Below are 13,633 nucleotides of genomic sequence, written 5' to 3'. Positions count from 1 at the left end.
ATGTCGCCGCGCTTGTGCGCCCAGCCGAACAGGATCGAGGCGTAGGCAAAGACGGCCCGGCGCGTGCCGCGCTTGGCGCTGGGGATCGCGTCGAAGATCGGCTGTAGATCGGTGCGGGTGATATGCGGGAGCGGCTTGCTGGCGAGCTTGGGGGCGAGGTAGCGGTTCACCACAAGGCGGGCCATTGCCAAGCTGGACGGACGCCTGGCCTTTTCGTGTTCGTAGTGATCGAGCCAGACAGCCGCGATCTTCGAAAAGGCCAGCTCGCTTTCCAGCCGCTTGCGATCGGCCTCGATCCGCTTGGCCTCATCCTTGGCCGCGACGGCCTCGATCGCGCTGGCGCGCGGGTCAATGCCTTGCGCCACCAGTGCGGCCATCTCCCGTGCCCGCTTGCGCGCCTGATCGGGCGTCAATGGATCATGCCGCCCGATCGTGTAGCGCCGCGTTGGAGCGGTCCGGGCAGCGCCGGGGCGCGGCTGGCGATACTGGAAGATATAGACCTTGCTGCCCGCTGGCGTGATTTTGAGGCCGAAGCCTGCCAGTTCATCGTCCCAAACGAATTGATCGCGTGCGCCCTTGCTGGCTGCGTCAACTGTCCGCTTCGTAATGTTTGCCATGCTGGCCTCCTGATCGCCGCCGGCACTCTAGCAATCACATAGCAAGCACACCAGAGGAAACAGGATGATCCAATCGGAATGACAATGACACGTAAAGCAATGGCATTACGCCATTCTGTCCGGGCAGCGAAAGCGGTTCAGCCGATATTCCGCTAATTTGTAATCAGGGGGTCAGGGGTTCGAATCCTCTAGCCGGCACCATTCGGTCAGCCAACCAACCCGGCGTAAGTCCATGCAAGCTTCTCGCCGGCGTGGAATGGGACAAGGCTCGATCCGGCCAGATCGATGCATTCGGCCACGTGTTGCGGGCGACGCTCCAGCACGACGCGGGTTTCGTTGAGCGGCAGGCCATAAAACCGCGGGCCGTTTTCCGAGGCGAAGGCTTCGAGTTGATCGAGCGCGGCTTCCTCTTCGAACACCTTCGCATAGCTTTCGAGCGCGAGCGGAGCGTTGAACACTCCGGCGCAACCGCAGGCGGCTTGCTTGTCGGCGGCGGCATGTGGTGCGGAATCGGTGCCGAGGAAAAACTTTGCCGATCCCAAGGTGGCCGCGCGGCGCAGGGCCAGTCGGTGGCTCTCGCGCTTCACGATCGGCAGGCAATAAAAGTGCGGGCGGATGCCGCCTTCGAACATTGCGTTGCGGTTGATCACCAGGTGGTGCGGGGTGATCGTGGCGGCCAGATGTGGCCCGCCGGCTTCGACGAATGCCACCGCATCGGCCGTGGTGATGTGTTCGAACACCACCTTGAGCGCGGGAAAATCGGCGATCAGCCCGGCCAGGACCTGTTCGATGAACACCGCCTCGCGGTCGAACACATCGACGCTGCGGTCGGTGACTTCGCCGTGGACGAGCAGCGGCATGCCGATCCGCTGCATGGCTTCTAGCGCCGCACGGATGTTGCGGACGTCGCTGACGCCATGCGCCGAATTGGTCGTGGCGTTGGCAGGGTAGAGTTTTGCGGCGGTGAACACGCCCTCGATGAAGCCGCGTTCGACTTCGCCCGCATCGATCGTGTCGGTGAGGTAGCAGGTCATCAGCGGCTCGAACGGCAAGCCGGGTTCGACGGCGGCCAGAATGCGGTCACGATATGCCATTGCCGCCGCCACGGTGGTGATCGGCGGCTTGAGGTTGGGCATCACGATCGCGCGCGCGAATTGACGGGCGGTATAGTTCACGACCGAGGCCAGCATGGCGCCATCGCGCAAGTGCACGTGCCAATCGTCGGGACGGCGCAGCGTCAGGCGGTTGTCGACTTCGGCACGAGGCAGGCTGTCGGCAATCGTCATTCATCGGCTCCAGCGAAGGCGCGTGCGGCAATCAGCAGCCAGGAATCAACTGGCGACCTGTTCGGGTTTCAGGACCGCATAGCGATCCAGCAGCTCGGCGAGAAGTACATTGGGAAAGCGCCGGGGCTGCATGATCGCATAGAAGCTCTCGCCCAGTTGCGGAATACGGCAATGTTCGACCAGCACGCCCGATTGCAGTTCGTCGCGCACCACGATCGGCGGTACCAGCGTCACGCCCTCGCGTTCGCGGGCGAGCAGCCGCAGCATGGCCATGTCATCTACTTCGGCCACGACGATCGGGCGGATGCCGGCCAGATCGAGCAGGCGGTCGAAGCCGACGCGGATATCGCTGTCGAGGCTGGGCAGCAGGATCGGTTCGCTCCGCAAGTCCTCGGGGAAGCGGAACGCGGGCCGGCCCGGGCGCGGGCGGCCGACCAGGCTGACCGGTTGCTGATCCAGCAGCATATTGCGAAACGGTGTGCGCGCGTCGCGCTGTGCAGCGCTGTTCGACAGCACCACGTCGAGCGAATGGGCTTCCAATTGCGCAAGCAGATCGCGCATGGTGCCCGATCGCACGATCAGCTCGACATCCGCCCGTCCGAACAGCGGGCGCAGGAATTCGAGCTGGAAGTTGCGCGACAACGTCGTCAGCGCCCCCACCCGCAAGGCCTGGCGAATGCCGCCCGGGCGCCCATCGAGCGTGCTCATCAATTCGTCGCCCGCCTCGAACACGGTGTCGGCGTAATCGAGCGCGATGCGGCCCGCTTCGGTCAGCACCAACCGCTTGCCAACGCGATCGAACAGCGCGTGGCTGATCTGCTGTTCAAGCTTCTGGATCTGCACCGACACCGCCGATTGCGACAGGTTCAATCTTTCGGCCGCGCGAGTCAGGCTGCCTTCGTGCGCGACAGCCCAGAAATAGCGCAAGTGATTGAAGTTCAGATTCGCCATATCGTTCTATAAAACAGAATGACTATGCAGAAACAATGAATTTTTCTGCAATTACCGTGCCCGCTATCGCTCTCCCGTTCCGGGTGCTGCGTTGGAGGGAAAGCATTTGCCATACCAATACCTGCCGCTTGCCGCTCCATCCGCGCTGCTGCTGGCTGCCGCGATCAGCTTCCTGAGCGCTGCTTCGCCGGCGCGGTTGGCGACACGGCTGGCCGAGGCGCTGGCCTTTGTGGCCATGGCCGGCGCAGCCGCTTCGGCCATATGGCTCGTCCTGCACGGGCCGGGCGACGCAATCGGATTGAGTGGCTTTGGACTATCGCTCCGGCTCGATGCGGTGAGCGGCACGATGCTGGTGCTGGTCGGGTTCGTCGGCTGGATCGTGGTGCGGTACGCCGCAACTTATCTCGACGGCGAGGCACGCGCCGGCGCGTTCATGGGTTGGCTTTGCACGACGCTCGCCTCGGTGATGCTGCTGGTGACGTCTGCCGACCTGGTCCTGCTGGTGCTTGCGTGGATCGTGACCAGCCTCGCGCTGCACCGCTTGCTTCTGTTCTATCCCAACCGCATCGGCGCGCAGCGGGCGGCCGCCAAGAAATTCGTCACCGCCCGGGCCGGCGACATGGCGCTGATCGGCGCTGCGGTCCTGCTCGCGCAGGCTTATGACACCACCCGAATTGCCACGATCCTCGACCTTGCGCGCGCAGGACATGGCGGCGGTCATGCGATCGCAGCAGCGAGCTTGCTGGCCATTGCGGCGCTGCTGAAATCCGCGCAGTTTCCAACGCACGGCTGGCTGACCGAAGTGATGGAGACCCCCACCCCCGTTTCCGCGCTGCTCCATGCCGGGGTGATCAACGCTGGCGGCTTTCTGCTGATCCGCTTTGCCGATGTGATGCTGCTCGCGCCCGCGGTGCTGGCGGTGCTGGTCATGATCGGCGGCTTTACCGCGCTGTTCGGCGGGCTGGTGATGCTGACCCAACCTGCGGTCAAGACCTCGCTGGCCTGGTCGACGGTGGCGCAGATGGGCTTCATGATCCTGGAATGCGGGCTCGCGCTGTTCCCGCTGGCGCTCCTGCACATCGTCGCGCATTCGCTTTACAAGGCGCATGCATTTCTGGCCTCGGGCGGCGCGGTCGAGGCGGTTGCCGCGCAGCGCAGGCCCGGCGCGGTAGCCATCCCCAAAGCGCGCGCCGTCGGCCGGGCGTTTGTGCTGGCACTGGCGATTTACGTGCTGGTGGGCGTGGGTTTCGGAGCCGTATCGGGCTTCGGCTTCGGGCATAAATCACCGCAGGCCATCGCGCTGGGTGCCATCCTGATCTTCGGCGTTGCCTACCTGCTGGCGCAAGGTCTTGCCGATGCCGCACCGCGTGCGCTGACCCGGCGCACAATGTTGTTCGCGGTGGCAACTTCGGTCAGCTACTTCGCGTTTCAGGCGATGGCGGTCGAATTGACCGCCGGGGTGCTGCCCGCAGCGCCCCTACCGGGACCGCTCGAATGGGCGCTGATCGTGCTCGCGGTGCTGAGTTTCGGCGCGGTGGCAGTGGCCCAGGCGATGTTCCCGCTGTGGGCCTATCACCCCGCCGCCGCCGGACTGCGCGTGCATCTCTCCAACGGACTCTACGCCAACGCCGCCTTCGATCGGCTGCTTGGCGGCTGGCGCGTGCGTGACCCGGCCTGAACACACCAAGCCTGACCTCATCGGGGAGCCGACGACCATGAATATCGAGACAACCAACTGGCGAGAGCTCATGGAATTGCAGGCCGCAGCCGATCGCGCCGCTCGCGCCATTCCGCCGTTGTGGCCGCTATCGGCGAGCGTCGCGGTCAACCCGTTCCTGGGCCAGACGCACGAAACCCTGGCGACGGTCGGCGCGCGGCTGGCGCGGGTGGCGGGCGCGCCCCTTACCATGCCGCGAAGCTGGTATCACGATCGGATCGCAAACGGCATAATCGACGATGACGATCTCAAGGGTGCTTTGGCCGATGCGCCAGTCATGCTGCGCCCCGTCAGCCTGCGCGCATTGAAGCATGCCGCCAGCCTGCCGGCGCCTGAGCCATGCGCCGTGCCGACAGTGGCCGATCTGGCGGCCCGGGTCTCGGGCATCGACTGGCCGGGGCTGATGGCCGAGCGGCTCGGCTCATGGGCGGCGGGTTATTTCGACCAGGGCCAGGCGCTGTGGGCAGCATCGCGCGGCCGGGGCGCTTATCAAGCGTGGCGCGCGGTTGCGACGCACGACCTGACGCCGGAAATCGTGGGGTTGCGCGGCTTTGCCAGGCACGTAGCCGAAACGCCGGAGACGGCATCGGGCGCGATCGCAAACGCTGTAACACAGCTCGGTTTGCCGGCTGCGGCCTTGGATACCTGTTTCCATCGCCTGCTGATGACGCTCGGCGGCTGGGCGCAATATGCGCGCTACCACATGTGGCAGGCGGAACTTGCCGGCACCGCCGACGAGACCGTCACCGACTTGCTGGCGATCCGCCTGGTCTGGGAAGCAGCGCTGTTCGAACGCTACGAAGCGCAAATCGGTGTTGCCTGGCAAGCGGAGGTGGCTGCCCATGTGCTCCCGGTAGAGCCCGGCCCCGATCTGATCGTCGACGAAATCCTGCAGGAAGCGGCCGAGCGCGCCGCACAACGTGGCCTGGCCGAGATCCTGGCCGCACCGGGACCGGGGACCCCCGCCGGTCGCCCGGCCATGCAGGCGGCATTCTGCATCGACGTGCGATCGGAAGTGTTCCGCCGCGCGCTTGAAGCGGTCGATCCCGCAATCCGCACGCTGGGTTTCGCCGGGTTTTTCGGGCTGGCGACCGCGCACCGCCGCTTCGCCTCGGATAGCGAGGAACGACGGCTGCCCGTGTTGCTGAATCCCGGCATTTCCAGCCGCGCAGGCGGACCCGACGGTGCCGCAGACCAGTCGGCACGGGTCAAGGCGCGCGCAACGCGGGCCTGGGGGCGGTTCAAGTCGGCGGCGGTGTCGTCGTTCGCGTTCGTCGAGGCGACCGGCCCGATCTATGCCGGCAAACTTGTCAGCGGCGCCTTGGGACTGACTCGCCAGCCTGCGCCAAATGACCCTGCCCCGCGCTTCGGCCCCAAACTTGGCCCAGAATCTGGCCCCGACCTGGACCTCGCCACCCGCACCACGATGGCGGAGACGATCCTGCGCGCGATGTCGTTCACCGGCAATTTCGCCAGGCTGGTCGTGATCGCCGGTCATGGCGCCAATGTCGTCAACAACCCGCATGCCAGCGCACTGCGTTGCGGCGCCTGTGGTGGCTATTCGGGCGAGGTCAACGCGCGGCTGCTGGCGGGCTTGCTCAACGACACAGACGTGCGCGCCGGCCTGGCCCAGCGCGGCATCGCCATTCCGGCCGGCACCCTGTTCGTCGGCGCATTGCACGACACCACGACCGACACGATCACGCTCTATTCCGCCGATCGGCCCTCGGAAGCGCACTTACCTGCCTTGCAACGGGCCGAAACCTGGTTCGAGGCGGCCGGCGTGCTTGCCCGGGGTGAACGGGCGCTGCGCCTGCCCCGCGCGCATGGACAGCGCAGCATTGCGCGTCGCAGCCGCGATTGGGCTGAAATGCGGCCCGAATGGGGCCTGGCCGGCTGCAACGCCTTCATCGCCGCGCCGCGCCATCGGACTGCGGGCAAGGCTCTGGCGGGCCGCGCCTTCCTGCATGACTACGACTGGACGAATGACCGGAATTTCGGCGTGCTCGAACTGATCCTGACTGCCCCGGTCGTCGTCGCAAGCTGGATCAGCCTGCAGTATTACGGATCGACCGTCGCGCCCGAAACCTTCGGCGCCGGCAACAAGCTGCTCCACAACGTGACCGGCGGGATGGGTGTGATCGAAGGCGCCAGCGGAACGCTGCGCGGCGGGTTGCCGTGGCAATCGGTTCACGACGGCCGGCATATCGTTCACGAGCCGCTGCGCCTGACGGTGTGCATCGAGGCCCCACGCGAGGCGATCGCCGCGATCCTGGAACGGCACGAAGCCGTGCGCGCGTTGTTCGACAACCGCTGGCTGCACTTGTTCGCGCTCGACGAAACCGGCGCGATGGCCTGGCGCTATGCCGGTGATCTGCAATGGGTCGACGCAATGGTCCCAAAGGAATTGGTGTAAGCTAAGACCTGATAAACCATTCGGCTGTACGGCATCTCCACAGGCTTTGTTGGAGAGATGCTGGTGGATACCATCACCATCGACGGATTGGACGAGAACGATTTTCGCCGTTCGATCGAGACCATGTTGCGCAACGGCGAAGCAGACGATGCGGCGTCGAAGCTGCGCGCGCTGCTGAAGCCTTATTCGGGCCGCGACAAGTTGCTGCCCGAACGGTTCATGACGGTATCTCCGCAAGAGGTTTCGCTGGCCGGGTGGCAGAACCTGCGCGCGCAGATCGGCAAGTACGACCGGCCCGAACACCTGATTTCGGCCTTGCGCATTGCCGTGACCGATCCAGACCCCGAAGCGCCGCCGCCCGTTCCCGATCCGTCGGGCCGGATGACCCCGCTGGTCGAAACGAGCTATTTTTCGGACGATTCGTTTCCGTTTTCGGATGCCGATCGCAACGATCTGCTCGACGGCTATTCGATGGACGACAGCGCTTGGCAGGGTGATTTCGAAGCTTCCGACTCGGCGGTCAAGGTCGAGGGCATCGAAGACCTGTACGGGTCGGTCGCCGCGATCGAGGCGCGGGTCATGCAGAGCGACGAGCCCGATGGCGACGAAATCCGTGCCGGATCGCTCGGCGCGTGTTTCCTGGCCGTGCTCGTCCACCAGGCCGTCCGTGAAACCGTGCGCAAGGAAGGCCTGCCCCGCGCCTTGTGCGTGATGGCCGGCAACGACGGCGTCTACCCGTTTTTCGATGCACCCGTGCTCGCCCGCGACGAATATCCAGACGATGGAGCCACCATGACCATGCCGCTCAGCCCTGCGTCCGCCGCGATCGACACCGACGAAATCGAGCCCGAGGAAAGCCGCGAGGGCCCTTACGATTTCAGCCGGCTCAGCAGCGTGACCAACCGCCAGGTCCGCAAGATGCCAGTCATCATGCTCGATGCCGCTGAAGCCGATCTCGCCACGCACCAGTTCGATGCCGGCGCCGCGCAGCAACTGGCCGAGATCGAGGCTGCCGAGAATGCGGAACTGCTGGCGGTGCATGAACCCGCCGCGGCGACTGTCAGCCCCGTCGCTGCCCAAGTCGCGCCGTACTTCGAGGAGCTGCCCGAAGCGCCACAAACCGTTGCGCCAGACGCTGTTGCAGCAGAGCCAGTTGCGCCTGAACCGCTCGCGTTTGCAGAGACGAACGACCTGGCCGAAAGCGCGCCTTCGCCAGCTTCTGTTTACGAACCCGCCGCTTTCGAAGCGACGGACTACGATCACGCGATCGATGCTGCACCACAGACCGATGCATTCACACCCGAACCGGAGCCGATGTCTCACATCCGCGCACTGCGGGCACGCATGACGGTCGAGCCAGAACCCGAACCGGGCCTTGGCGATCGCATCATGGCTGCGTGGCGGAAGGTTCTGGCCATGCTCGGCCTGGCTTGAACACGGCTGGTAGCAAGCCCGCGCCGATTGCATCCTCGCCGGGGTTTCTGGTAGTATCCGGTGAATGGAAAACCATCCGCAGCGCGACCTCGCATGATCCGGCACGACGCCAAATCCGATAGCCGCCTGTCACGCCGCAAGTTGCTGGCAGGCGGCGCAATCGGCGCTGCGGGGATCACGGCCCTGCCCGCATTCGCCAAGTCGCTTGTCGCCCGGCCGCCTGTTGCCAATTCGGTGGTGGATCTTGGTTTGCCGAACCGGCCCTCGCAACGCGCGCTGACCAGTGAATTTCCGGGCAAGCGGGAGATGATTCTCCAGCGCATTCGGCCACCTTTGCTAGAAACCCCGCTATCCGCCTTCAACCAGGGTGTGATCACACCAAACGACCGCTTCTACGTGCGCTGGCACTGGAACGAGATCCCCGGTCAGATCGATGCCGCGACGTTTCGACTCAAACTGCATGGCCATGTCGAACGCGAAATCGAACTGTCGCTCGACCAAATCCTCCATGGCTTCGAACGCATCGAATATACCGCAGTCAACCAGTGTTCGGGCAATTCGCGCGGGCTGTTCGTGCCGCCGGTGCCGGGCGCGCAATGGGGGCACGGCGCGATGGGCAATGCACGGTGGACTGGTGTTCGTTTGCGCGACGTGCTGGCCAGGGCCGGCCTCAAACCCGGCGCGGTGGACGTGCGCTTTGCCGGGCTGGATGAAGCGCTGCTGCCCGATGCGCCCAAATTCCGCAAATCGCTGGCCGCCGAACACGCGATGGACGGCGAAGTCCTGATCGCCTTTGCCATGAACGGCGTACAACTGCCGCTGCTCAACGGTTTCCCGCTGCGGCTGGTCGTACCGGGTTGGTATTCGACCTATTGGGTCAAGATGCTGTCCGATATCGAGGTCCTGCCGCGCAAGGACGACAATTACTGGATGACCAAGGCTTATCTGGTCCCCAAGGCGCCGTTCGGCAACGTGGCGCCCGGCGTCGACGATTACCCGAAGGAGCCGATCAGCCGGATGGTGCCGCGCTCGCTCGTCACCAACCTGGCCGAGGGCCAGCGCGTGGCCGCCGGCCGGCCGCTGGCTGTGTCGGGCATCGCGCTTGGCGGTGATTGCGGGGTGGCGAAAGTCGAAATCTCGACCGATCATGGTGCCACATGGCGTATGGCGAAACTGGGCGAAGATGCCGGCAAATATTCGTTCCGCCGCTTCGACCTGGCCGTCCCCGTTCCGGCTGCGGGCACCCTGCCCGTCACTTGCCGCTGCACCAACACCGCGGGGGTCAGCCAGCCGCTGGCGATGAACTGGAACCCCGGCGGCTACATGCGCGCGGGTGTGGAAACCGTCACCGTGATCGCAGGAGGCGGCGCATGACGGGTCCGAAAAGCGGTCTCATCGCCCTGCCCGCGCTGGCCGTGATGCTGTTCGTGCTAGGAGGAGCCAGCCCGCCAGCCAAGCTACTGCGCAACCTCAAGCTGACATCGGTGAGCGTCGACGTGCCGCAGGATTTCGAGCAACTGTTCCCCGAAGGCCCCGACGTCGAATCCGTCAACACCAACTGCCGCGCCTGCCATTCGCCCTCGATGGTGATGGTCCAGCCGCGGCTTTCGAAGGCGGTGTGGGAAAAGGAAGTCGCCAAGATGATCACGACCTACCACGCGCCGATCCCGGAGGGCGAAGTGCCCAAGATCGTGAATTACCTGAGCAGTATCAAGAACTAGCCGAGGTCAAAGCGTCCGCAGGATCGCCTCGCGTTCCTTGCCGCCGTAAGCCAGCGTCGCTTGCAGCAATGCGGTCGTAACCGCGCAATTGTCGGCATCGCTGGCCTTGTGCTGCATCGCTGCGCCCACCCGTTCGATCGACAAGTGCGTCACATCGAGCACCTCGCTCACCAGCCTGCCTGGGACCGTGGCCGAACGCGGCGTCCGTCGCTCGATCGGCGTCAGCTTGCCCGCTTCGGCCAGTTCGACAGCCAGCACCTGCTCGCGGCGGCGCAGCGCGTCGGGCAACGCGGCCTTGCCCGGATCGAGCAGCGCGGTCTGCACGAATGCCCGGCAGTCCGCTGGGCCCGTGCGCTGCGCCACCTTCATTTCGGCCAGCCGCAGCCGCATGATCCGTTCGAGCAGATCGCCCTTCACCGCATCGCGCGCTTCGAACAGGCGCTGCCGCACCAGATCGCTGGCGATCCGCGCGACCTTCGCGTCAGGATTGCCGGCCTCGGTCTGAAGCCGGACATTGGACTGGATGACTTGCGCCAGTTCGGGCTGCCGCTGTTCGAGCCAGGTCCGATCGTGCCCTGGGCCGAATGCAGCCGCCAACGCGGCTTGCTCCGCCCGGCCTTGCTGTTGCTGCTGGACCAGCAACGCTTGCGGCGAAAGCTGCGCAGGGGGCGCCGCATCGGGCTGCGAAAGACTGATCGCCAGCCGGACTGCCGCGCTCAGCAACACGAACACCCACCAGCCCTTGCGCAACCCGATCCGGAACCGTGCGGGCGCTTGCCAGGAAGCGACGCGATCGGGATCGAGGTGGTTCTCCAATTCGGGAAAATTGCGCCTGATGCCCGTCAGCAGCTTGTCGACATCGCTGCGCGTGGTTCGAAGCCGCGAGAGCAAGTCCTTGCGCCCCGGCCGCTGCAACTCCAGCCACGCCTTGTGGTAGATGTGCTTTGGATCGAGCACCGCCTCCTGAAACCGATAGCCCTTGCGCCGGGCGTTCAGAAACGCGATCGCCGGGCGTTCGCCCAGCTTGCCGGCTTCGGCTTCCCAGCGAAAACTGTCGGCCGCGGTGGCCAGCAGCGGCGCCGATCGCGGCCACGCTTCGGCAAGCAGATCGGCCACCCACTCCTCGATCGCATCGTGCCGCGCCAAATCGGCTTGCACTGCATCGCGCAGGATCAACCGCAGGCAATCTTGCGCGGCCACAAGGTCCGCTTCGTCCAGAGCAGCTTCATCACCCTCCCCGTTGCCGAGCAACAGTGCATGGAGGCGCTCTCGGGGTTGGGGATATGACGCGATAGTCGGTGCTGGCGCTGCATTCGCACGGCGCGCGATGACCGCTGCGAACGGATCGACGATCGGTGTGACCGCCGGTGCAGCGGACCGCGCTTGGGCGAAGATCATGGCGGGCGCCGGGGCCGATCCTGTCCCGGGCTGCAACACGTTCACGGTCAATGCCGCATCGCCGCTTGCTGCCCCGGCGTCGAAATCTGGCGCCGCATAGGGCCAGACCCCGACAGAGGCAGCCTCGACTTCAGCTTCTGGCACCGGTTCGTCCGGCTTCGCAGCGCGCCTTGCCAATCGCAGCGCCGCTTCCCGCGCCTCGCGCAGCCGCGCGAAGCCCGCCGGATCGGCGTCGGGGTCGATCGCCTTCAGGCGCGTGGCATAAGCCTTGCGGATCGCGCCCGCATCTGCGCCCGCATCAAGTCCGAGCACCGACCACGGCGGCCGCCGCCTGCTCATCCCAGCGGCCCGATCCGCTCGATCTCGTCGAGATTGCCGATCAGCATCGCCTTGGCATCGGCAATCCGGCGCGGGTCCTGCGATTCGAGCGCGCCTTTGAATTCGGCGATCCAGGCGCTGATCATCGCGCGTTCCTCGCCGAGAAAGTCCTCGTAGCAGCGCTCCGCCCGCGCCATCGCGGCAACGTTTTCGGCACTTTCGCGCGGGTGAAACTTGAGCCTGGCCAGCGCCGCGCGGCGCCCTTCGATCTCGGTTCGGTCGGGCCGATCCTCCTCGTCCACGATCACCAGATTGCGCGTCACGCCGGTATCGGGGAGCACGACGTCGACCTCGAGCAAGCCGCTGCTGTCATAGCTGAAGCGCACTTCGGCATGGATTTCGCCAGCCGGACGCGGCGGCACCGGGATGGTGATCGAGCCCAACTGGATGTTGCCGCTGACCTCGCGCGCTTCACCCTGATAGATGTTGAATTGCAGCTTCTTCTGGTTGTCGGCCACGGTCTGGTAGAAATTGACGCGGCTGACCGGCACCGGCGTGTTGCGCTCGATGATCGGCGAAAACACGCCATGGTGCAGGCCGCCGTGGGCATCGCGCTCGATCGTATCGACCCCCAGCGTGAACGGGCAGACATCGGTGATCCGCACTTCGTCGAGCGCATTGTCGCGCGCCAGCAGCCCGGCCTGGATCGCCGCACCTTGGGCAACCGCGTGATCGGGATGGACCGAACTGTCGGGAAAGCGGCCGAACATCCGCGCGATCGCGCGGCGCACCAGCGGCATGCGCGTGGCGCCGCCCACCAGCACGATCGCGCTCAGGCCCGCGGCATCGATCGCGCAATCGCGCAACGCCCGCACCACGGGATCGCGCAAGCGGCGGATGATCGGCCCGCAAGCCTGTTCGAAGTCCTCGGCGGTGACCGGGGCTTCGAGCCGGGTGTCGTCGAATGTCACCACGAAATCGGCTTGTGCCACGGTGGTCAACTGCCTTCGCGACTGTTCGGCCGCGCGGAACAGCAAGGCCCGGCGGCGCGCTTCGGGCAGCTTGGCGAGCGCTCCCGCCGGATCGATACGCGGCTGCATCAGCGCGGCCAGCGCGGCGTTGAAATCGTCGCCGCCCAGTCGATTGTCGCCCGCCGAACCGCGCACCTCGACAATTCCCTCGAACTTTTCGACTACCGAAACGTCGAACGTGCCGCCGCCCAGGTCGAACACCAGGAACGGCTCGCGATCCTCCTTGTCCTGCAAGCCGAACGCCAGCGCCGCCGCGGTCGGCTCGTTGATCAACCGGCGCACGTCGAGCCCGGCGATCTGCCCGGCTCTTCGCGTCGCCTTGCGCTGGCGATCGTTAAAATAGGCGGGCACGGTGATCACCGCCTGCGTCGGCAGCACGCCGGTGTGCCTAACAACATCGTCGCGCAACGCCATCAGCACGAGCGCCGACAAGTCCTCCGCCCGGTAATCCTGGCCGCCCAGCCGGGTCAGCTTGTCGGTGCCCATCAGGCGCTTGAAACTGGTGGCGGTATCGTCGGGATGATTGGCCATGCGGTCGAGCGCCGCGGCGCCGACCCAGGTCTGGCGCTGGCGATCAATGCTCACGGCCGAAGGCGTCAGCCGTTCGCCCAGCGCGTTTGGAACCAGTTCGGCAAGCCCGTCACGCCAGATCGCCACCGCGCTGTTGGTGGTCCCAAGGTCGATTCCGATCAGCATTGGTCCCCGGGCGCGCTCCAGCCCATAAGCGTTCGATCGTTTCGCCGA

At 65.6% G+C, this 13,633-nt stretch carries 10 protein-coding genes; 5 read left to right on the top strand and 5 right to left on the bottom strand.

The genetic code is table 11. The features are described 5' to 3' along the window. The 3 genes from Q0R16_RS10730 to Q0R16_RS10720 all read right to left on the bottom strand — a co-directional run. The coding region (locus tag Q0R16_RS10730) for an Arm DNA-binding domain-containing protein (RefSeq protein ID WP_295635884.1) at nucleotides 1-617 on the bottom strand (617 nt) is incomplete at its 3' end. A 206-nt stretch (nucleotides 618-823) separates the two neighbouring features. Then, nucleotides 824-1,903 (bottom strand): dihydroorotase, encoded by a 1,080-nt coding sequence (pyrC, locus tag Q0R16_RS10725; protein ID WP_295635883.1) that lies wholly within the window; start codon nucleotides 1,901-1,903, stop codon nucleotides 824-826. 45 nt (nucleotides 1,904-1,948) lie between these two features. Then, a complete protein-coding gene (locus Q0R16_RS10720) occupies nucleotides 1,949-2,854 on the bottom strand; it encodes a LysR family transcriptional regulator (RefSeq protein ID WP_295635882.1) in 906 nt (301 codons plus the stop codon). A gap of 106 nt (nucleotides 2,855-2,960) precedes the next feature. Here Q0R16_RS10720 and Q0R16_RS10715 point away from each other — a divergent pair, with 106 nt between their 5' ends. The 5 genes from Q0R16_RS10715 (at nucleotide 2,961) to Q0R16_RS10695 (ending at nucleotide 10,142) form a co-directional block, all read left to right on the top strand. Beyond that, nucleotides 2,961-4,532, top strand: a complete 1,572-nt coding sequence (locus Q0R16_RS10715; protein ID WP_295635881.1) for a proton-conducting transporter membrane subunit — start codon at nucleotides 2,961-2,963, stop codon at nucleotides 4,530-4,532. Nucleotides 4,533-4,569: 37 nt separating this feature from the next. Next, nucleotides 4,570-6,987 (top strand): YbcC family protein, encoded by a 2,418-nt coding sequence (locus tag Q0R16_RS10710; RefSeq protein ID WP_295635880.1) that lies wholly within the window; start codon nucleotides 4,570-4,572, stop codon nucleotides 6,985-6,987. Between the two features lie 63 nt (nucleotides 6,988-7,050). Beyond that, on the top strand, nucleotides 7,051-8,421 hold the full coding sequence (locus tag Q0R16_RS10705) for a hypothetical protein (RefSeq protein ID WP_295635879.1): 1,371 nt from the start codon (nucleotides 7,051-7,053) through the stop codon (nucleotides 8,419-8,421). Nucleotides 8,422-8,514: 93 nt separating this feature from the next. Then, nucleotides 8,515-9,795: a molybdopterin-dependent oxidoreductase gene (locus Q0R16_RS10700; RefSeq protein WP_295635878.1), complete on the top strand. Its 1,281-nt coding sequence runs from the start codon at nucleotides 8,515-8,517 to the stop codon at nucleotides 9,793-9,795. Next, nucleotides 9,792-10,142 carry a cytochrome c gene (locus tag Q0R16_RS10695; RefSeq protein ID WP_295635877.1) on the top strand — a complete coding sequence of 117 codons (351 nt, stop codon included), beginning with the start codon at nucleotides 9,792-9,794 and terminating at the stop codon, nucleotides 10,140-10,142. Before Q0R16_RS10700 ends, Q0R16_RS10695 begins: the two co-directional genes overlap by 4 nt. Before the next feature lie 6 nt (nucleotides 10,143-10,148). Here the strand turns inward: Q0R16_RS10695 and Q0R16_RS10690 are convergent, their stop codons facing one another. After that, nucleotides 10,149-11,879, bottom strand: coding sequence for a hypothetical protein (locus tag Q0R16_RS10690; protein WP_295635876.1), 1,731 nt, complete (start codon nucleotides 11,877-11,879; stop codon nucleotides 10,149-10,151). Next, complete coding sequence (locus Q0R16_RS10685; RefSeq protein WP_295635875.1) at nucleotides 11,876-13,585, bottom strand: Hsp70 family protein; 1,710 nt, start codon at nucleotides 13,583-13,585, stop codon at nucleotides 11,876-11,878. Before Q0R16_RS10685 ends, Q0R16_RS10690 begins: the two co-directional genes overlap by 4 nt. Between the last annotated feature and the right edge of the window lie 48 nt (nucleotides 13,586-13,633).

Source organism: Novosphingobium sp. (assembly GCF_025351285.1).
Lineage (GTDB): Bacteria > Pseudomonadota > Alphaproteobacteria > Sphingomonadales > Sphingomonadaceae > Novosphingobium.
This window is presented reverse-complemented; position numbering and strand designations above follow the sequence as displayed.

Coding starts and splice junctions, on each gene's coding strand:
- pyrC (WP_295635883.1), bottom strand. CDS start 1,903: ATGACGATTGCCGACAGCCTGCCTCGTGCCGAAGTCGACAACCGCCTG.
- Q0R16_RS10720 (WP_295635882.1), bottom strand. CDS start 2,854: ATGGCGAATCTGAACTTCAATCACTTGCGCTATTTCTGGGCTGTCGCG.
- Q0R16_RS10710 (WP_295635880.1), top strand. CDS start 4,570: ATGAATATCGAGACAACCAACTGGCGAGAGCTCATGGAATTGCAGGCC.
- Q0R16_RS10700 (WP_295635878.1), top strand. CDS start 8,515: ATGATCCGGCACGACGCCAAATCCGATAGCCGCCTGTCACGCCGCAAG.
- Q0R16_RS10695 (WP_295635877.1), top strand. CDS start 9,792: ATGACGGGTCCGAAAAGCGGTCTCATCGCCCTGCCCGCGCTGGCCGTG.
- Q0R16_RS10690 (WP_295635876.1), bottom strand. CDS start 11,879: ATGAGCAGGCGGCGGCCGCCGTGGTCGGTGCTCGGACTTGATGCGGGC.
- Q0R16_RS10685 (WP_295635875.1), bottom strand. CDS start 13,585: ATGCTGATCGGAATCGACCTTGGGACCACCAACAGCGCGGTGGCGATC.